Genomic DNA, 19,971 nt, shown 5'->3' with positions numbered 1-19,971 from the left:
GGATTTTCAGATGCGGGCATGCTCAGGTTGCGGATGAAAGCCGGCGGCGCACCGGCATGGGGTTTGTCTTCCGCTTCAACAAAGAGGCAGGGCCGGTATTTTAAAGATACCGAATATCGTATCGCCGCATCGAAAAAATGCTGCAATAACTGCTGTTTCGACCCTTTACGCCTTGACAGTATGGACTGGATTCTGGTCTAGTACGGTATAGCGAATGTCTGAAAGACGGTGAAGAGGAGTAGTAGGTCCTCACTCGATTGCAGAGAGCCGGCGGTTGCTGCGAGCCGGTATCGAGCGGGCTGAACTCGCCTCGGAGTTGCGCGATTGAACCGGCAGTGGCGGCTAGGTTGCGACGTGAGCCTGCGTGAATGGAAATGAAGGGCCCCGTCGGGGCTGAATCAGGGTGGTACCGCGAAGCCAAGCTCTCGCCCCTGGAAGGGAAGAGAGCTTTTGTGTATCCGGCGGCATGCTAGGTCATGATGCGCGGAAACAGGAAAGGGGGTGGTCAGGTGGAATCGGACCTGGGTGACCTGATAGTTCATCGTCCTTACGTTATAGGTAAAATTGTCCGAAAATTATTCACGAAGACGACCGCTCCCTGCTTGCGGTGACGATGCCGGGGCGGCAACTGACGGAGGTCCCATGCAGAACGTAAAAAATATAAAGATTTTCGACACTACCCTGCGCGATGGCGAGCAATCGCCTGGCGCCAGCATGAATATCGATGAGAAACTGCGTATCGCGTTTCAGCTTGCCAAATTGAACGTTGATGTAATCGAGGCCGGTTTTCCCATTGCTTCCGAAGGCGATTTCGAAGCGGTAAGGCGTATTGCCCAGACCATCAAGGGGCCGCAGATCGCCGGACTGTGCCGTGCGTCCGACAAGGACATTGACTGTGCCTGGGAGGCTCTCAAGCATGCCGGCGACCGCGGCCGCATCCACACGTTCCTGGCCACCAGCGACATTCACATGAAGTACAAGCTCAAGATGAGCGAGGAACAGGTCATCGAGACCGCTGTTGCCGCCATCCGGCGTGCCGGTCGTTATACGGAAAATATCGAGTTCAGCTGCGAGGACGCAGCGCGCACCCGGCCCGAATTTCTGGCTCGGGTGGTCGAGGCGGTCATTGCCGCGGGAGCCCGAGTCGTCAACATCCCCGATACGGTCGGCTACAGCATCCCGTCCGAATTTGCCGCTCTGATCCGCGGGCTTAAAAACAGCGTGCCCAATGTCGACAAGGCCATTCTGTCCGTGCATTGCCACAACGACCTCGGTCTGGCGGTGGCCAATTCTTTGGCTGCCATTGAGGCGGGGGCAGAGCAGGTTGAGTGTACCATCAACGGCATCGGCGAGCGCGCCGGCAACTGTTCGCTGGAAGAGGTCGTTATGACGCTGCGCACCCGCGCCGACATCCTGCCGTTCAAAACCGACCTGGTTACCGAGCATATCTATGCCACCAGCAAATTGCTGTCCACCATCACCGGCATTCAGGTGCAGCCCAACAAGGCGATTGTCGGCGCCAATGCCTTTGCTCATGAAGCGGGCATCCATCAACATGGAGTTTTGATGGAGAAGTCGACCTACGAGATCATGACGCCCGAGTCCATCGGCCTGACCCGCAATAAGCTGGTGCTTGGCAAGCATTCGGGACGGCATGCTTTCGGACAGCGTCTGGAACAGCTCGGCTATGCTCTGGGCAAGGATGATCTGGACCGGGCTTTCGTGCGTTTCAAGGCCCTTGCCGACCAGAAGAAGGAGATTTTCGACGAAGACCTCGATGCCATTGTAGCCGACGAAATCATTCGTATCCCCGAAAAATACAAATTGTTGCAGATGAACACCAGCTCCGGTTCCTTCGCCGCTCCCACCGCTACGGTTGAAATGGAAATCGACGGTAAGGTTAAAAAGGGCGCAATGATTGGCGGCGGACCCGTTGACGCCACCTTCAAGGCCATCAAGAAACTCACCAAGAGCAAGGCCAATCTGCTCAGTTTCACCGTCGGCGCGATTACCGGGGGAACCGATGCCCAGGGTGAATGCACCGTGCGTCTTGAACTCGACGGCCGCGAGGTGCTTGGCCAGGGGGCGCATCCCGATATCATCGTGGCTAGTGCCAAGGCATACATCAATGCTCTGAACCATCTGGCATCCGTGGTCAAAAAACGCCCTACGGCCCATTTTTAGCTCATTGGCGGGCCGGGGTTCCGGCCCGATTTTTTTCAGGAATTTTGGAGTCATTCATGGGACAGACGATTGCACAAAAGATTTTCGCAGCGCATTTGCGTGACGAACCCTTTCCGGGAACCTATGTTCTTGATCTCGACCGGGTTCTGTGCCACGAAATTACCACCCCAGTAGCCATTGCCGACCTGGAGTGGCGTGGCAAGGACCGGGTTTTCGACCCCCTCAAGATCAAGGCCGTTATCGATCATGTCACCCCGGCCAAGGACAGCAAGACCGCCATCCAGGGAAAAATTCTGCGGGACTGGGCTCACCGCCACGACATTCCCGATTTTTTCGATATCGGTCACAATGGCGTGTGCCATGCGCTGTTTCCGGAGAAGGGTTTTATCCGTCCCGGATTCACCGTCATCATGGGTGACAGTCACACCTGTACCCATGGCGCTTTCGGCGCTTTTGCCGCCGGCGTCGGCACTACCGACCTGGAGGTCGGTATCCTGAAAGGGGTTTGCGCCTTCCGCAAGCCGCAGAGCATCAGGGTCAACATTTCCGGAAACCTCCCCGCGCACGTCTACGCCAAGGATGTCATACTGCATATCATTCACCGGCTTGGCGTCAACGGTGCCACCGATCACGTGATCGAGTTCCGTGGTCCGGTGGTCGAGGCCATGTCCATGGATGCCCGCATGACGCTGACCAATATGGCCATCGAAGCCGGTGGCACCTGCGGCATCTGCCTGCCCGACGCGGTGACGGTTGATTATCTGTGGCCCTTTATCGCCGAGGAGTACCCTTCCAGGGAAGCTGCCCTTGCCGATTTCAAAAAGTGGCATTCGGATGCCGATGCCGAGTACGCCAGGGTCCTTGATATCGATGTCACCGGTCTTGAGCCCCAGGTGACCTTCGACTATAAGCCCGACTGCGTTAAGTCTGCGCGGGAGATGGCCGGTGCCAAAATCGACCAGGTGTATATCGGCACCTGCACCAACGGTCGCCTTGAAGACCTGCGCCAGGCCGCCGAAATTCTCAGGGGCCGCAAGCTTGCTGCCAACGTACGCGGGATCCTGTCGCCCGGCACTCCCAAAATCTTCCGTCAGGCGATGGAAGAGGGGCTTCTCGCCATTTTCATGGATGCCGGCTTCTGCATCACCAATCCGACCTGCGGCGCGTGCCTCGGTATGAGCAACGGCGTTCTGGCGCCTGGCGAGGCTTGTGCCGCGACCAGCAACCGGAACTTCCAGGGACGCATGGGGCAGGGGGGGATGGTGTACCTTATGAGTCCGGCAACCGCGGCCGCTTCCGGGATTACGGGAGCCGTGACCGATCCACGCGATTTGTGATCCGCAATGCGGCTTTTTGAGGAAGGAGCAAAACCATTATGAAAAGAACCTTTGGCGGTCCGGCAATTTTTCTGGATCGGTCCGATATCAATACCGACGAAATCATCCCGGCGCGCTATTTGACGGAAGTTACCAAGGAAGCCCTCAAGCCCTACCTGCTTGAGGATCTGAAACTGCCCGGGTTCGATCCTGCCGGGGAGGCATTGCGACGGGCCAAAGTGATTGTGGCTCGTAAAAACTTCGGTTGCGGATCATCGCGCGAGCACGCGCCATGGTCGCTGGAAGTCAATGGTATCTATACGGTCATTGCAGAGAGCTATGCACGTATTTTCCGCCAGAATATGTTTAACTGCGGCATGCTTGCCATTGAGTTGCTGGCGGAGGATATTGACCGTCTTCTGGATCTGGAGAAACAAGGGGAAGTCATGATTGCCATCAACCTTCAGACGCACCGGATCGAGGCCGAGGTCGGCGCGCGCAGGGAAGTCTTTTCCTTTGCCATCAGCCCCTTCGATCAGGCCCTGGTTGAGGCGGGTGGATGGGTCGAATTTGCCGACCAGCGGTATTAAGACCAAGATGACCGGGCTCGCCCCGGTCATTTTTTGTTAACACTGTGCCAAAAGAAACACATAAATATGTGCCATTTAAGGCGCAACTCTTTTGGCCGAGGCCCTCAAAGGGCAAAAATATTTGACAATTTCCCGAGGCCCTTCCTATTATGGCGCCGTTCGAGCAAACCGGGTAACGGAAATGAGCGGTGCAAGGCCTTATTTGCAAGGAGACTATCTGCAATGAAAAAAGCATTCAAGCTGGCAGTTTTGCCCGGTGACGGTATTGGCCCTGAAATCATGGCAGAGGCCATGAAGGCTCTGGATGCCATTGAACAGAAATTCGGCGTCAGGTTCGAACGCAACTTTGCCAATGTGGGCGGCGTTGCCATCGATACGGATGGAAAGGCGCTGCCCGATGCCACGATCGCATTGTGCCACGCCTCCGACGCCATTCTGTTTGGCAGTGTCGGCGGGCCCAAGTGGGATCTGCTGCCCGCCGAGGAGCGTCCCGAGCGCGGTGCGCTGTTGCCTTTGCGAAAAATCTTCGGGCTGTTCTGCAACTTCCGGCCTGCCATCGTGTTTCCGTCTTTGACCTCGGCTTCTTCACTCAAGGAAGAAATTATAGCCGGAGGTTTCGATATCCTGGTTGTCCGCGAGCTGACCGGGGATGTATATTTCGCCCAGCCCAAAGGGATCGAGGGCGAAGGCTCTCAGCGGCGTGGTTTTGATACCATGGCTTATTCAGCATACGAGATCGAGCGAATCGCGCGCGTCGCTTTTGAAGCCGCCGGCAAGAGAGGCAAAAAACTCGTGTCCATCGATAAGGCGAATGTCCTGTCGAGTTCGGTGCTGTGGCGCGAAGTGGTGGAACAGGTTGCCGCCGACTACCCCGATGTAGCCCTGACCCATATGTATGTCGATAACGCCGCCATGCAGCTGGTCAAGAATCCCAAGCAGTTCGACGTGGTTTTGTGCCCCAATATGTTTGGTGACATTCTGTCTGACGAGGCCGCCATGCTGACCGGCTCTCTGGGGATGTTGCCATCTGCCTCGCTGGCGGAAGGCACCTTCGGCATGTACGAACCTGCCGGCGGCAGCGCGCCGGACATCGCCGGTAAAAATGTTGCCAATCCCGTTGCCCAGATTTTATCGGCGGCAATGCTGCTGCGGTATTCATGCGGTCTGCCCGAGGCCGCGGAATGTATTGAAAAAGCAGTGGAAAACTGTCTTGCCAAAGGGTTGCGCACTCAGGATATATTCCAGAATGCGAGCGGTGAGCAGTTGGTTTCCACCAGCGCCATGGGCGATGCGGTGGTGGCTGAAATTAACCGGGCGTAAGCCGGCAGGGACCGGAACAGGTCCTGTCCCCTGATAATCTATAGTCGCGTTCCAAGCGGAAGGAATCATCCATGTCCAAGTTGTTCAATGTCGCGGTCGCCGGAGCTACCGGCGCCGTGGGTAATCAGATGCTGGAAGTGTTGGCCGAGCGTAATTTTCCCATCGGGGAGCTGCGTTTGCTGGCGTCCGAACGTTCCGAAGGGAAATTTCTGGAATTCAGGGGCGAGCAACTGGTTGTGCAGAAACTTGGCAGGGATTCTTTCAAGGGTATCGATATCGCCCTGTTCAGCGCCGGCGGTTCGCGCAGTGAGGAATTCTGTCCCATCGCCGCGGCTTCCGGGGCGGTCTGCGTTGATAATTCCAGTGCCTGGCGCATGGATCCCGAAGTCCCTTTGGTGGTTCCCGAAGTCAACCCGGCGGATGTTGCCCTGTATACCAATAAAGGTATCATCGCCAACCCCAACTGTTCCACTATCCAGATGATGGTTGCCCTCAAGCCGCTGCATGACTACGCTAAAATCAAGCGTATCGTTGTTTCTACCTATCAGGCCGTGTCCGGCACCGGACGAAATGCCATCGAGGAGCTGCGCATTCAATCCGGCGAGTTGCTCAACGGTCGTCCTGCCGAGTGCAAGGTGTATCCTCATCAGATTGCCTTTAATTGCCTGCCGCACATTGATGTCTTCCTTGATAACGGTTATACCAAGGAAGAAATGAAAATGGTCAACGAAACCAGAAAAATTCTCGGCGACAACGCCTTGCGTGTTACCGCCACCACGGTTCGGGTTCCGGTGTTTTACTGCCATAGCGAAGCGGTCAATATCGAAACCGAAAAACCGCTGTCCGCGGCCAAGGCCCGCGAACTTCTGGCTGCGGCTCCGGGCGTCCGGGTGGTTGATGATGTTGCCAATCTGCTTTATCCGACCGCGATTGATGCCGCCGGGCAGGATCTTACCTACGTGGGCCGTATTCGTGAGGACGAGTCGATCGAAAACGGTCTGAATCTGTGGGTGGTTGCCGACAATCTTCGCAAGGGCGCCGCCACCAATGCGGTTCAGATCGCTGAATTGCTTGCGGCCAAATATCTGTAAATTGCAAACAACCGGTCGTTTTCAAAGGGGCCTCCGGGGCCCCTTTGCTGATTCTGGGTAACCATACAGGGACAGGGGTGAGATTGTGGCAGACGCACGGCAGCCCGTGGCGCAAAAACCCTTCGCACTCGACCCCCGCACCAGGCTGGTGGCTCTGGCAGCTTTGCTGGTTGGCGTTTTTTCGGCCCCTGGCGTCAAGGCTCTGCTGGGTATCAGTCTGCCGGTTCTGAGCCTGGTGCTGCTGTGTGGTGTCCCCCGGCAACGACTGTTGCGGCGGTGCTTTTCCTTACGCTGGCTGTTTGCCGGAGTACTTCTGATGCACCTTCTGCTGGGCAGCGGACGGACGCTGGGTGGCGTGGCCTTTCTGTCTTTGGATGGATTTTACGAGGGCGTCTTGATTGTCTGGCGGCTGGGCCTGGCATCGCTTTGTTCCGCTGTATTCTGTTGGACCACGTCGCCTGCCTGCCTCATGCAGGCCCTGCGGTTGAACATGGGCAGGCTCGGGCGGTTGCCCGCGGCGGGTTTTCTGAGCCGTCATGTGGCTCTCGTGTTTTTATGGTTGCCTCTGGTTCAGGATGCGCTATCCTCGGCGAAGAAGCCTGATCGTAACCCGGGGCGTCCCTGGTTTGCGCGGTTCGGCGATGCCGTGGAGTCCTTTTTCCTGTTGATGGATGGCCTGTTTCAGAAAGTTGATATGATAGCCGTGAACGTGCATTGCGAATCGGGGCTGTCTTTTTCCGCCGAGGTATCCGCCGGGGCTAGAATGGCTATGGCCGACCGTCTGGTATTGCTGGCATCCGCGGTTTTTGTGCCGTGCTGGTTGTGGGGTGTGCGATGAGCGTCGTGCGGCTTGTCATAGAGTACGACGGCACGCAATACGTGGGCTGGCAGATTCAACCCAACGGCCTCGCCGTGCAGCAGGTGGTTGAGGATGCTCTGGCGCGCATCTGCGGAGTCAGGCATCGGCTGGTTTCCTCCGGCCGTACCGATGCGGGGGTTCACGCACGCGGCATGGTGGCGCATTTCGTCACGGATAAACTTTTGCCGATGCGCGCTTATCGTGATGGCGTCAACCGGCACCTTCCGGCGGATATCGCCGTGCGCGACGCAGCGCTGGCATGCGATGATTTTCACGCCCGTTACAGCGCCAGATCCAAGTGGTATCGTTACAGTATTTATCGCGCTGCGGTGCGATCCCCCATGGCCTGCCGTTTCAGCTGGCAGGTGCGTGGGCGACTGGATGTCCAGGCCATGCGTGAGGCCGCCGAACTGTTTGTCGGGCGACATGATTTTTCGGCGTTTCGCGCCAGCGGCTGTGCGGCCCGCACAACGGTGCGAGAGCTTTTCTCCGTCGATCTGGTTAAGGAAGATCCTTTGCTGCAGGTGGATGTGCGCGGTGAAGGTTTTTTGCGGAACATGGTGCGCATCATGGTCGGGACCCTGGTCGAGGTCGGCCTGGGAAGCAGGTCGCCTTGCGAAATTGAAGATATGCTGTCGGCTGGGGGCAGGGATCGTGCCGGGGTCACGGCTCCGCCCCAGGGGCTTTGCCTGATGGCGGTCGATTACGCCGGGCAGGATGTTTTTCCCGGGCAAAAATGCCTTGACATGTCCGGGACGTTCCGCTAAATTCGGATGTCCCTGTGGTCCCGTTACGCAAATCACAGTTTACGCATAGAGAGGAAGCCATGAGCACGCAGGTAGCAAAAAAATCCGAAGTCAAAAAGAACTGGTATGTCGTCGACCTGGATGGCAAGGTGCTGGGTCGCGCCGCAAGCGAGATTGCCCGCGTCCTGCGCGGCAAGCACAAGGCGATTTACTCCCCGAGTGTGGATACCGGTGATTTTGTGGTCGTTATCAATGCCGAAAAGGTCAAGCTGACCGGTAATAAACTGGCTGCCAAGATGTATTACCGCCACTCCGGATATCCCGGCGGATTGCGCGAGGCCACTGCCGCGCAAATGCTTGACAAGAAGCCCGAAGATCTGATCAGGAAGGCTGTCAAAGGCATGTTGCCCAGGAACAAGCTGGGCCGGGACATGATCCGCAAGCTGAAGGTGTATGCCGGCGGCGAGCATCCGCATGCTGCCCAGCAGCCGCTTGAATTGAACATTTAAGGAATTCAGGACCGAGTCAGGAGATAAAGATGGCCGAACAAAGGTTCTACGCAACCGGCAAAAGAAAAACATCCATCGCCCGTGTCTGGCTGCAGCCGGGGGAAGGTAACATTACTGTCAATCGTCGCACCCTGGATGAGTATTTTGGACGGGAAACCTCCAAGATGGTTATTCGCCAGCCTCTTGAACTGACCAACAACGTCGGGAAGTTCGATATTCTGGTCAATGTATGCGGCGGCGGGCCCTCGGGTCAGGCCGGTGCCATCAAGCATGGCATCACCAAGGCTCTGCTCGAGGCCGATCCCGAACTCCGCGCTGTGCTTAAAAAAGCCGGATTCATTACCCGCGACAGCCGTGCCAAGGAGCGCAAAAAATACGGACGCAAATCCGCCCGCGCACGGTTCCAGTTCTCCAAACGTTAATCCGGATGGGTTGCAGGGTCGGGTCGGTCATTCTGCCCAGCTCTGCGTCTTTACAGCTATGGTGCAAAGGGAAACCCGCGGGTTTCCCTTTTCGCTTTTATGGAGGTTGCCATGGTCAGAGTTGCCATTGTCGGCGCCAGTGGTTATACCGGTGTCGAACTGCTTCGGTTGCTGCTTAATCATCCGCGGGTCGAAATTACCTGCGTGACTTCCCGTCAGAATGCCGGAACGCCCATTGTCAGTGTTTTCCCTTCACTGCTCGGACGTATCGATCTGGCCTTTGATCCGGTCGACCTCGATACCATCATCCGAAAATCCGACTTCGTATTTACCGCACTGCCTCACAAGGCCGCCATGCTTGTGGTTCCCGAATTGCTCAAGGCCGGCAAAAAAGTTGTCGATCTGTCCGCGGATTACCGCCTGCGCGATGTTGCCGTTTATGAGGCATGGTACGACAAACATACCAGCCCCGAGTTGCTGGGCGAGGCGATCTATGGGCTCCCTGAGCTTTTTCGCGAGAATATTCGCGGCGTACGTCTGGTGGCCAATCCGGGTTGCTATCCGACCAGTGTCGCTTTGGCGCTGGCCCCGTTGCTGGAAAAGATGCTGATCGATCCACACAGCCTGATCATTGACAGCAAGTCGGGTACCAGCGGAGCCGGACGTACCGCAAAGCTCGGCAGCCTGTATTGCGAGGTCAATGAAGGTTTCAAAGCCTACGGTGTGGCTTCGCATCGCCACACTCCGGAAATCGAGCAGACCCTCGGCCAGTTGGCGGGGCAGCCGGTTCGCGTCAGCTTTACACCGCACCTGTTGCCGGTCAGCCGTGGCATTTTGTCCACCTGTTACGCAACCTTGACGCAGCCCATGGATACGGCGCAGCTGCAGGGATTGTTCGCGCGGCGTTATGCCGATGAACCTTTTGTGCGGGTTCACCCAAAGGGCGAATTACCCAATATACTCCATGTGCGCGGCAGCAATTTCTGTAATCTCGGCGTTGTCGGGGACCCTCGCACCGGCCGTGTCATCGTCGTCTCGGTTATCGATAACCTGCTCAAGGGCGCGGCCAGCCAGGCGGTGCAGAATATGAACATCATGCTGGACTGGGAGGAAGATTGCGGGCTGAAGGATCTTCCCCTGTATCCCTGATGCTGCTGGGAGAGTCTGCTTTGCTCAAGCCCGTACCGGGGTGCTGTCATTAACACGCGCGTCCATCCAGGCAACCTTTATGCGCCGGATCGTTCTCCGCTTTTCCTGCCGACCAGTCGGCGGGAAATGGAGGACCTAGGCTGGGACGAACTCGATGTCCTGTTTGTCAGTGGCGATGCCTATGTCGATCATCCGGCATTTGGCGTGGCGCTGCTGGCGCGGTTTCTCTTTAGTCATGGGTTTCGGGTCGGCATCCTCCCCCAGCCGGACTGGAGACGTGGCGATGCTTTTCGTGTCATGGGCCGGCCGCGACTGTTTGGGGCGGTTTCCGCCGGCGCCATGGATTCCATGGTGAACCATTACACGGCTGCGCGCAAGCTGCGCCACAACGATGCCTATACACCCGGAGGGCAGGCCGGGGCCCGCCCCAACCGCGCGGTCATCGCTTATACCGCGGCACTCAAGAGCGCCTACAAAGGGCTTCCGGTGGTCATCGGCGGGATTGAAGCCAGCCTGCGCCGTCTGGCGCATTACGATTACTGGTCGGACAAAGTACGCCGTTCGGTGCTGGCCGATGCCAAAGGCGATATGCTGATTTACGGCATGGCGGAGACCAGTCTTCTGGAGCTGGCGCGGCGCTGCGCGGCCGGAAGCCGTCCTGCTCAAATTCTGGACCTCCCCGCATCGGCGGTCATGGTTTCACAGGCGCCTGCGGGAACCGTCGAACTGCCTTCCTATGAAACCGTGTGCCAGGACGCGTCGGCTTTCAATGACGCTTTCATGCGTGCGGCAGCTGAAGCCGACCCTTACCGGGGGCGTCGTGTCGCACAGCATCACGGCGAGCGCTGGGTCCTTGTCAACCCTCCGGCTTTACCCCTCGACCAACAGCAGCTGGACGCATTGTATGCCTTGCCGTTCAGTCGCCTGCCGCATCCCGGTTACACCGACCCGATTCCAGCCTTTGAACAGATCCGCTACTCCATAACCAGCCACCGGGGATGTTTTGGCGGCTGTGCCTTCTGTGCCATTGCCTCCCATCAGGGAAAAACAATACAGTCCCGTTCCGAAGCTTCCATTCTGGCCGAAGCCGCCAGGATGGCTGAATCCGAAGGTTTTCGGGGCACAATCACCGATGTCGGCGGACCATCCGCCAATATGTACGGTGCGCATTGTGGCAATGCCGAGGCGCGCCGCAACTGCCGCCGCCAGGGCTGCCTGTTTCCCGAACCCTGCAAGCATCTCGTGGCCGAAGATAAAGCCATCGCCGCGATGTTGAAAAAAATCGGGGCGTTGCCCAACGTGCGTCACGTGTTCGTCGCATCCGGCGTGCGTCTCGATCTCCTGGAGCAACAGCCGGCCTATTCCCGGCAACTGCTGGAACGGCACATCAGCGGCCTGCTCAAGGTCGCGCCGGAAACCTTGAGCGGCAAGGTGGCGAAGATCATGCGCAAGCCGGGACCGGCTATTTTCCTGCGTTTTCTGCATGGTTTTCGCTTGTTTAATCGCGAGCAGGGCAGGCGACAGGCGATAGTTCCCTATCTTATCGCCGGGCACCCCGGTTGCACCCTGGGGGACATGGTCGACACCGCACTGTTTTTAAAGGAGACCGGGTTGCGTGTCGAACAGGTGCAGGAATTTACGCCGACGCCGGGAACGCTGGCAACCTGCATGTATCACACCGGCATCGACCCCGAGACCGGAAGATCGGTCCATGTTGCCAGGGGCGATCGGGAAAGGCGCCTGCAAAAAGCCTTGCTGCTGTGGCACCTGCCGGAACAGCGAACCAGTATCATGCATGCATTGCAAAGCTGCGGCCGCCTTGATGCAGCAGATCGGCTGCTGGGTAAGGGGGTGGATAAACGCCGCCAGATTTCCGCTTCCGCCAGTGCCAGACGACATGGAAAAAAATCTGGCCAGAACCGCAAATCCGAATAAGGGCAGGTTGCTGGCAGCGGTCGGTCATAGCTGGCAGGTCAGGGTGGCAAGGAGTTCCATGACACCGGTCTGCGGCCGCATTTCTTGACAGTGCCTGCCGGGAAGATTAAGATAGCGCCCTTTGACAAGAGGAATGCTGCCATGGTCGATTTTATGGTGACGGTGATGGGGGTGGTGCTGATCGTCGAGGGCATGCCCTGGTTTGTTTCGCCTGCCGGTATGAAAAAAATGCTGCTTGGCTTTTTGCGCATACCCGATCGCATCATGCGCGGTATGGGACTGTTGCTTATGGCAAGCGGGTTGCTGCTGGTGTATCTGGTTAAAGGATGAGTTCCGCGAGTTATCAGCATGATCTGCACAGGCAGATTATGCTGCCCGGAGCCTGGCATTGACGAAAGTTGTAAACCATCATATGCGTCTGAATGATTTCGATTTCGAACTTCCGGAAGCGCTGATTGCCCAGCACCCTTTGCAGGAACGCCAGTCCTCCCGACTGATGGTTCTCAACCGGGAAACGCAACAGGCACAGCTGGCGCGCTTCGCCGAAATCGTCGACTGGTTTCGCGCAGGGGACGTGCTTGTTGTCAACGATACACGGGTGATTCCTGCGCGTCTTCTGGGCCGCAAGGAGACTGGCGGACGTATCGAGGTGTTTCTGGTGCGGCGCCTGCCTGGCGACGATGAGACCTGGGCCTGCCTGACCCGGTGTTCCAAGTCGCCTCGCACCGGCATGCGCCTGTGTTTCGGGGAAGGACTTGAGGGTGTCGTTACCGAAGGAGGCGCTTCTCCCTACCGGCATGTGCGTTTCGAATGCCCCGGAGACTTTGCCGCGGTCCTTGGCCGGGTCGGACGAATTCCGCTTCCGCCTTATATCCGACGGGAAGCCACCGAAGAAGATCATATCCGCTATCAAACCGTCTTCGCCAGAGCGGCGGGTGCCGTTGCCGCACCCACCGCCGGCCTTCATTTTACCGGGGGAATCCTTCAGGCTCTGCGGACCAGGGGGGTCGATATCCACACTTTGACGCTGCATGTCGGGCTTGGGACTTTTCTGCCGGTGCGCACCGATAATCTGGCCGAACATCGCATGCACGAGGAAAATTACATTGTGCCGGCGGATACCGCGGCGGCTGTCAATCTTGCCAAGCAGGAGGGGCGGCGTGTCATTGCTCTTGGCACTACCAGTACGCGCACCCTGGAATACGCTGTCGATGACCGTGGCAGGCTGTGCGAGGGGCAGGGCAGTTGCGACCTGTTTATCCGGCCCGGCTTTGACTTCCGGATTATAGACGGGCTGATAACCAACTTCCATTTACCCTGCTCAACTTTGCTGATGCTGGTAGCGGCTTTTGCAGGCCGGGATTTTGTCCTCGAGGCTTACCGAAGGGCCGTGGCCGAGCGTTTTCGTTTTTTCAGCTATGGCGATTGTATGTTGATCCTCTGAGCCGGCGGTGCCCCGTGGCATATCGGCGCAGGACAGTTCTGATGCTGTCGCATCGTTTGCAGTGTTTCGATCAAAAGGGGATCGTTGCTTCGCGGGCAGGTCTCCGGAAGGAATTTATTGTCTGTGAAGGGTTTCAGGTTCGAATTGCTTACGCAGGACTCCGGCAGCCAGGCGCGGCGTGGCCGCATGACGACCCGCCGGGGCGTGGTGGAAACGCCTGTTTTCATGCCGGTGGGCACCCAGGGCACGGTCAAGGCCATACTGCCCGAGGATCTCAAGGCGGAAGGTGCGCAGATCATTCTGGCCAACACCTACCATTTGTTTTTGCGCCCTGGCCACGAGCGCATCCAACGGCTCGGCGGCCTGCATTCCTTTATGCACTGGACCGGTCCGATCCTGACCGACAGCGGCGGGTTCCAGGTGTTCAGCCTCGGCAAGCTGTGCAAGATCAGCGAGGACGGCGTGCGCTTTCAGTCCCACCTCGACGGCTCCCGGCAGGTTCTCACGCCGGAGGTGTCCATCGCGGTGCAGGAAGCCCTCGGGGCGGATATCATCATGGTCTTCGACGAGTGCATTCCCTATCCTTCGAGTCGCGAATACGTTGCGGACTCCACCGCCCTTTCCCAGCGTTGGGCACTGCGTTCCAAAAACGCCCGCAGCCGCCGGGATGGGGCTGCCCTGTTCGGCATCGTGCAGGGAGGCATGTATCCGGATTTGCGGCGCCAGAGCGCCGAAGCTCTCGTGGAGATCGGTTTTGACGGCTATGCCCTCGGTGGTCTGTCCGTCGGTGAAGAGGCCGAGCACATGTACGAGATGATGGATATCGCGCTGCCGCTGCTGCCGCAGCAGTGCCCGCGTTATGTCATGGGTGTCGGAACGCCGGAAAACCTTATCGAGGGCATAGCGCGCGGCGTGGATATGTTCGACTGCGTGATGCCGACACGCAACGCCCGCAACGGCACGCTGTTTACTTCCTTTGGAAAAATCAGCATCAAGCAGGCGCGTTATGCCGATGACAATGGCCCCGTCGATCCCGCCTGCGGGTGTTATGTGTGCCGTAACTACAGTCGCGCCTATTTGCGCCATCTGTATCAAAGTAACGAGATTCTGGCTTCGATGCTCAACACGCGGCATAATCTCCATTATTATCTCGATTTGATGCGTCAGGCGCGGCTTGCCATCGAACAGGGACGCTTTGGCGCCTTTCGCGCCGATTTCCACAGGCGCCGCCACGATGACGGATCGCAGGACTGAAAAACACCTGAGTCCGTCTGTTTTTTATGGTAGGCTGCTAACAGATTGTAAACGAATAACCACACTTCAACCCGAAGGAGCCGATTATGTTCTGGATTTCCGAAGCCCATGCCATGGCATCGCCCCCCGGCGGTCAGTCCAACCCCTACAGTACCATTATCATGCTGGTGCTGATGTTCGGCATCTTTTACTTTCTCCTGATCCGGCCACAGCAGAAACGTGCCAAAGAGCATAAACAACTGGTTGACGGACTCAAGGTCGGCGATCAGATCGTCACCGCCGGTGGCATTCACGGCAAGGTCGCCAGTGTGCAGGACAACATCGTGTCCCTCGAAGTTGCCACGGGCGTCAAAATCAGGGTCAATCGTTCCTCCATCGTGAGTGTGGAACAGGGCTGAACCCGCATCGCAGTTTCGTTTCCCAGGTGCGCTTTTATGATTCCGCTCCGCTTTTTCCTCGCGGGGCGGTTGTTGAATAGCCGTTTGTTTGTGGATCCGGCGGTTGCCGGGTGTCTGCACCTTGCCTGCGCGTTGGCAGCGGTCCTGTTCGTCGGATCGCCTGCCGGTTTCCGGGCCGGGCGGGCGCGCTGTCATCGATTGCGAAAGGAGTAGTGACCAGCCATGTCCAAAAGCATCAAGCTTCGGGGAGGGGTCGTTCTGTTGTGCCTCGTCCTGTCCATGTTGGTATTAATGCCGACGCTGTTTCCCAACAGTACCCCTAACTGGCTGAAAAAAAGTTTTGATCCTCTGCATCTCGGTCTCGACCTGCAGGGAGGCATGCATCTTGTGCTCGGGGTGGACGTCGACAAGGCTGTGGAAAGCCGGGTTGACGGACTGGTTGACCAGATCGAGGGCGAGCTGAGGGACAAGGATATTATTTTCAAGCGGGTATCGCGGACCGGCAATGATCGCCTGACGGTTGTGGTCTACGACGATGAGGCGGGCCGCCAGATCGATGCTCTGATGAGCGAGGGCGTTTATGCTGACCTCGAGCCGCTGACCCTTGAGACCCAGGGCGGGTATATCGAAAAAAACTTCCGCTATTCTACGGAGGCGGTGTCGGCTATCAAGGACAACGCTGTCAAGCAGGCGCTGGAGACACTGCGCAACCGTATCGATCAGTTCGGGGTCAGTGAAACGGTTCTGCAGCGACAGGGAAGTGATCGCATCCTGGTGCAGTTGCCCGGGGTCAAGGAGCCCAAACGCGCCGTTGCCCTGCTGGGCAAGACCGCCCTGCTGGAGTTCAAGATGGTGGCGGACAATGTCGATCCGCAAGCCGTTGCCGGCGGGGCGCTGCCTCCCGGAACCCGTCTTCTGTACGAACGGATGGTCGACCGGAAGACCGGGGCCGTTACCCAGGTCCCTTTGGTTGTATACGACAAAACCGTCCTGACTGGCGATCTGGTCTCCGACGCCCAGGTGCGTATCGACCCCCGCTTTAACGAACCCTACGTTTCCATCGATTTCAACGCCGTGGGCGCCAAGCGCTTCGATCAGATTACCGCCGCCAACATTGGCCAGCGCATGGCCATCGTGCTGGACGATACTGTCTACTCGGCACCGGTCATCCGCGAGAGGATCTCCGGCGGCAGTGCGCAGATCTCCGGTTCCTTTGACGAGCAGGAGGCCACCGACCTGGCGATTGTTCTGCGTGCCGGTTCGCTGCCCGCGCCGGTTACCATTCTCGAAAATCGTACGGTGGGTCCGTCCCTCGGTCTCGATTCCATCAATCAGGGGATTTTGTCGGTCATTATCGGCAGCATCGCTGTGGTGGTTGCCATGGCAATCTATTACAATCTTGCCGGTCTGGTGGCAAACCTGGCGCTGGTGCTCAACCTGATATTCATTCTGGCGCTTCTCAGCCTCTTCAAGGCCAGTCTCACCCTGCCGGGGATCGGCGGTATTGTGCTGACTCTGGGAATGGCCGTCGACGCCAACGTGCTGATTTACGAACGTATCCGCGAGGAACTGCGTCTTGGAAAAACGGTCCGAAATGCGCTTGAGGCTGGTTACAGCAAGGCTTTTTTGACGATTATGGATGCCAATATTACAACCTTGATCGCCGCTTTGGTGCTGTTCCAGTTCGGCACCGGCCCGGTCAAAGGATTCGCCGTGACCCTGTCGGTGGGGATTGTATCTTCCCTTTTTACGGCCATCTTTGTTTCGCGCGTAGTTTTCGACTTTTTCCTGGAACGTTACCAGGTCAAGCGGTTGAGTATCTAGGGAGGGTGGCATGCAAATCGTCAAGCACGATATCAATATCAACTTTGTCGGCCGGCGCAAGCTGGCGCTGATCTTTTCTCTGTTGCTGGTGGTTGCCGGGCTTGTTTCCCTGATTGCCAGAGGCGGACCTGAATACGGCATTGATTTTGCCGGTGGTACCCTGATCCAGGTCAAATTCTCCGAAGCCACCCGGGCCGCCGATATCAAATCCGCCCTCAAGGGCATGCACCTGAAAGGTCTGTTGGTGCAGAAATTCGAGGGGGACTCGCAGGAGTTCATGCTTCGCCTGCAGGACACCAGTTCCGAACTCGAGGGGATGGCGCAGCAGGTCGGCGCGCATCTTGAACAGGCTTACGGTAAAGGAACGGTGGATATCCGGCGCGTTGAAATGGTCGGACCACAGGTGGGCAAGGATCTGCGCAAAAAAGGGCTTATGGCTATCCTGTTTGCCATGATCGGGGTACTGATCTACATTACCATTCGCTTCGAATTCAAATTCGCCGTCGGCGCTGTCATTGCCCTGGCGCACGATGTGCTCATTACCCTCGGAGCGTTCTCCCTGTTCGGCAAGGAGATCGACCTGCCGATCATTGCCGCGTTCCTGGCCATCATCGGATATTCACTGAACGACACCATCATCGTGTACGATCGGATTCGCGAAAATATCGGGCGGCATCCGAAGCAGTCCTTCGATCAGACGGTCAATGGCAGCATCAATGAAACTCTGTCCCGCACGATTCTCACCTCGGGCACCACGTTGCTTGTCGTGTTGGCTTTGTTTCTGTTCGGCGGCGGGGTCATTCACAATTTCGCCTTCGCCATGCTGGTCGGGATTCTGATTGGCACCTATTCCTCTATTTTCGTCGCCAGCCCGGTTCTTCTGGTCTGGGACGATATGAAGAAACGGCGCAATGCCACGGCTTCCTGATTCAAGGCTTTAAGCAACTGACGTGATCGGGCCGGGAAGGGAAACCTCCTGGCCCGATCACATTGGAAGGACAAAACACAAGGGGGAACATGGTAACGCCGCATCTGGATACGCTCTGGATTGAACGCCCTCGCAGCGAGGCTCTGCAGGGAGTGGATCTGCAACGGTGTTTGGGTGTTTCGCATCTGGCCGAGGAAGTGCTGCGCCGCCGCGACCTTCCCTCTCTCGAAGAAGTTCGCGAGTTTCTCGAAGCCCGGCTGTCCGCCATGCCCGATCCTTTTCAGATGGCGGACATGCAGCGCGCCGTGGAGCGCCTGGCGCAGGCCTTGCGTCAAGGGGAGGGGATCGCGGTGCACGGGGATTACGACGTCGATGGCGTTACGGGCACGGCGTTGATGGTCGAAACCCTGCGCGCCATTGGCGGACGGGTCAGCTACCACATCCCCATGCGCCTGAAAGATGGTTACGGGCTGTGCCTGGAGGCGCTCGAATCCTGCGCGGCAGCCGGCGCCCGTGTGGCGGTCTCCGTCGACTGTGGCATCTCCGCGCATCGGCAGGCGCAAAGGGCTGCCGAACTGGGCCTTGATCTGATCATCACCGACCATCATCAGCCGCCGGAAATTCTTCCGCAAGCCTTGGCGATTGTGAATCCCGCCCGTCGCGATTGCTCCTTTCCCTACAAGCACCTTGCCGGCGTCGGCGTGGTGTTTTTGCTGCTGGTCGCATTGCGCAGGTATCTGCGCGAGTCGGGATACTGGACCAAAAGTGCCGAACCGGATCTGCGCTACGGTCTTGATCTGGTAGCACTGGGCAGCATCGCGGACATTGTTCCTCTCAAGGGACTAAACCGCGCTTTGACCAAGGCGGGTCTCGAATTGCTGTCCCACTCCGGACGGCCCGGTCTGCAGGCGCTAAAACAGGTTGCCGCGGTCGACAAGGTTACCTGCGGCACGGTCGGGTTTCGCCTGGCCCCGCGCATCAATGCCGCCGGCCGCCTCGAAGATGCCTCCGTTGGCGTTGAGCTGCTGCTGAAAAGGTCCGTCGAGGATGCCATGCCCGCGGCCGAGTTGCTCGACCGGGTCAATCGACAGCGCCAGGTTCTCGAGCAGCAGACCCTGGAGGAGGCCGATGAACGCTGGCAGCGGGAAACTTCCGGGGCGACGCACAGCATCGTGCTCGCCGATGCGCGGTGGCACCCCGGCGTGATCGGCATTGTCGCCAGCCGGCTGGTCGAAAAGTACCATCGCCCGACAGTGTTGATCGCGCTGAACGAGGGGGCCGGCAAAGGTTCCGCACGTTCGATCAAGGGGTTGCACCTGTATCAGGCCTTGCAGGACTGCCATGCTTGCCTGCAGGGGTTTGGCGGTCATGAATTTGCTGCCGGACTCAGCATCGGGGCGGAGAAGATTCCGGAATTCGCCCGGCGCTTTGAAGCGGTGGCCCGGCAGCGGTTGAGCCCGGACGATCTTTTGCCCCGGCAATTTCACGACGGGGAAATTACCCTGGAGGAGATCGACGCCGCTGACCTGCTGGCTCTGGAACGTCTTGCTCCCTACGGTCCGGGAAACCCCCAGCCGTTATTTCTGGCTCGTGGTGTGCACCTGCAATGCATTCAGGTTGCCGGTGAAAGCCATTTGCGGTTTCTCGCCTGTCAGGGAGGATGCGGTTTGTCCGCCATTGCCTTCGGCATGGCGGATCGGCGGCATCAGCTTGACGGCCCCCAGGATATCCTCTTCATTCCCAGCTTGAATGACTGGCGCGGCAAGGTCTCCATTCAGTTGCAGGTCAAACACATCCGCCCCGCCCTCCATGAATGATCGCCCTGCTCAGGCTGCATCGGACGGCGCTCTTTGGGGCAGGGTGGCTTTTGCCTACGGACCGCACGGCATTCAGCGTCCACGCTCTGCTTTTTCAAACGGCGGCAGTGATGAACGGGCGGCATAGTGTGGAGAAGTGAAAATCAGCAACGCCCGGGAACATAAGCCCCGGGCGTTGCTGTTTG

General features: G+C 58.0%; 18 protein-coding genes and 1 other annotated feature. All 18 genes read left to right on the top strand.

Going from position 1 to position 19,971, the window contains the following annotated elements; translation table 11 throughout:
* Positions 1–219: 219 nt before the first annotated feature.
* Positions 220–436, top strand: a binding site (T-box leader).
* 206 nt (positions 437–642) lie between these two features.
* Positions 643–2,184: a 2-isopropylmalate synthase gene (locus tag AB7E65_RS06510; protein ID WP_072287877.1), complete on the top strand. Its 1,542-nt coding sequence runs from the start codon at positions 643–645 to the stop codon at positions 2,182–2,184.
* 56 nt (positions 2,185–2,240) lie between these two features.
* Positions 2,241–3,521, top strand: a complete 1,281-nt coding sequence (locus AB7E65_RS06505) for a 3-isopropylmalate dehydratase large subunit (RefSeq protein ID WP_072287876.1) — start codon at positions 2,241–2,243, stop codon at positions 3,519–3,521.
* A 38-nt stretch (positions 3,522–3,559) separates the two neighbouring features.
* Positions 3,560–4,090, top strand: a complete 531-nt coding sequence (locus AB7E65_RS06500) for a 3-isopropylmalate dehydratase small subunit (RefSeq protein ID WP_428745495.1) — start codon at positions 3,560–3,562, stop codon at positions 4,088–4,090.
* Between the two features lie 222 nt (positions 4,091–4,312).
* Entirely contained in the window at positions 4,313–5,410 is a 1,098-nt protein-coding gene (gene leuB, locus AB7E65_RS06495) for a 3-isopropylmalate dehydrogenase (protein WP_428745494.1), read from the top strand.
* A 71-nt stretch (positions 5,411–5,481) separates the two neighbouring features.
* Positions 5,482–6,501, top strand: coding sequence for an aspartate-semialdehyde dehydrogenase (locus AB7E65_RS06490; protein WP_428745493.1), 1,020 nt, complete (start codon positions 5,482–5,484; stop codon positions 6,499–6,501).
* 85 nt (positions 6,502–6,586) lie between these two features.
* Positions 6,587–7,339, top strand: coding sequence for a CbiQ family ECF transporter T component (locus tag AB7E65_RS06485; RefSeq protein WP_428745492.1), 753 nt, complete (start codon positions 6,587–6,589; stop codon positions 7,337–7,339).
* A complete protein-coding gene (truA, locus tag AB7E65_RS06480) occupies positions 7,336–8,127 on the top strand; it encodes a tRNA pseudouridine(38-40) synthase TruA (RefSeq protein WP_428745491.1) in 792 nt (263 codons plus the stop codon). Before AB7E65_RS06485 ends, truA begins: the two co-directional genes overlap by 4 nt.
* Positions 8,128–8,186: 59 nt before the next feature.
* Complete coding sequence (gene rplM, locus AB7E65_RS06475) at positions 8,187–8,615, top strand: 50S ribosomal protein L13 (RefSeq protein ID WP_072287870.1); 429 nt, start codon at positions 8,187–8,189, stop codon at positions 8,613–8,615.
* Between the two features lie 29 nt (positions 8,616–8,644).
* Positions 8,645–9,037 carry a 30S ribosomal protein S9 gene (gene rpsI / locus AB7E65_RS06470; protein ID WP_072287869.1) on the top strand — a complete coding sequence of 131 codons (393 nt, stop codon included), beginning with the start codon at positions 8,645–8,647 and terminating at the stop codon, positions 9,035–9,037.
* 111 nt (positions 9,038–9,148) lie between these two features.
* The gene (gene argC / locus AB7E65_RS06465) at positions 9,149–10,186 is read left to right on the top strand and encodes an N-acetyl-gamma-glutamyl-phosphate reductase (protein WP_072288204.1); all 1,038 of its coding nucleotides are present in this window, start codon (positions 9,149–9,151) and stop codon (positions 10,184–10,186) included.
* Positions 10,187–10,234: 48 nt separating this feature from the next.
* Positions 10,235–12,121, top strand: a complete 1,887-nt coding sequence (locus tag AB7E65_RS06460; RefSeq protein ID WP_428745497.1) for a YgiQ family radical SAM protein — start codon at positions 10,235–10,237, stop codon at positions 12,119–12,121.
* 141 nt (positions 12,122–12,262) lie between these two features.
* A complete protein-coding gene (locus AB7E65_RS06455) occupies positions 12,263–12,451 on the top strand; it encodes a DUF2065 domain-containing protein (RefSeq protein ID WP_072287867.1) in 189 nt (62 codons plus the stop codon).
* An 82-nt stretch (positions 12,452–12,533) separates the two neighbouring features.
* Positions 12,534–13,565 (top strand): tRNA preQ1(34) S-adenosylmethionine ribosyltransferase-isomerase QueA, encoded by a 1,032-nt coding sequence (gene queA, locus AB7E65_RS06450; protein WP_428745496.1) that lies wholly within the window; start codon positions 12,534–12,536, stop codon positions 13,563–13,565.
* A 123-nt stretch (positions 13,566–13,688) separates the two neighbouring features.
* Positions 13,689–14,819, top strand: a complete 1,131-nt coding sequence (gene tgt, locus AB7E65_RS06445) for a tRNA guanosine(34) transglycosylase Tgt (RefSeq protein WP_428745490.1) — start codon at positions 13,689–13,691, stop codon at positions 14,817–14,819.
* A gap of 86 nt (positions 14,820–14,905) precedes the next feature.
* Positions 14,906–15,217 carry a preprotein translocase subunit YajC gene (gene yajC, locus AB7E65_RS06440; protein WP_072287864.1) on the top strand — a complete coding sequence of 104 codons (312 nt, stop codon included), beginning with the start codon at positions 14,906–14,908 and terminating at the stop codon, positions 15,215–15,217.
* Between the two features lie 222 nt (positions 15,218–15,439).
* A complete protein-coding gene (gene secD / locus AB7E65_RS06435; protein ID WP_428745489.1) occupies positions 15,440–17,041 on the top strand; it encodes a protein translocase subunit SecD in 1,602 nt (533 codons plus the stop codon).
* A gap of 10 nt (positions 17,042–17,051) precedes the next feature.
* Positions 17,052–17,969, top strand: a complete 918-nt coding sequence (gene secF / locus AB7E65_RS06430; protein ID WP_072287862.1) for a protein translocase subunit SecF — start codon at positions 17,052–17,054, stop codon at positions 17,967–17,969.
* An 89-nt stretch (positions 17,970–18,058) separates the two neighbouring features.
* Positions 18,059–19,786 (top strand): single-stranded-DNA-specific exonuclease RecJ, encoded by a 1,728-nt coding sequence (gene recJ, locus AB7E65_RS06425; protein ID WP_072287861.1) that lies wholly within the window; start codon positions 18,059–18,061, stop codon positions 19,784–19,786.
* Positions 19,787–19,971: the final 185 nt, after the last annotated feature.

Source organism: Syntrophotalea sp. (assembly GCF_050253115.1).
In the GTDB taxonomy this organism is placed as follows: Bacteria; Desulfobacterota; Desulfuromonadia; order Desulfuromonadales; family Syntrophotaleaceae; genus Syntrophotalea; species Syntrophotalea acetylenica.
The sequence above is the reverse complement of the archived record's forward strand: the minus strand, read 5'-3'. Positions and strand labels throughout refer to the sequence as shown.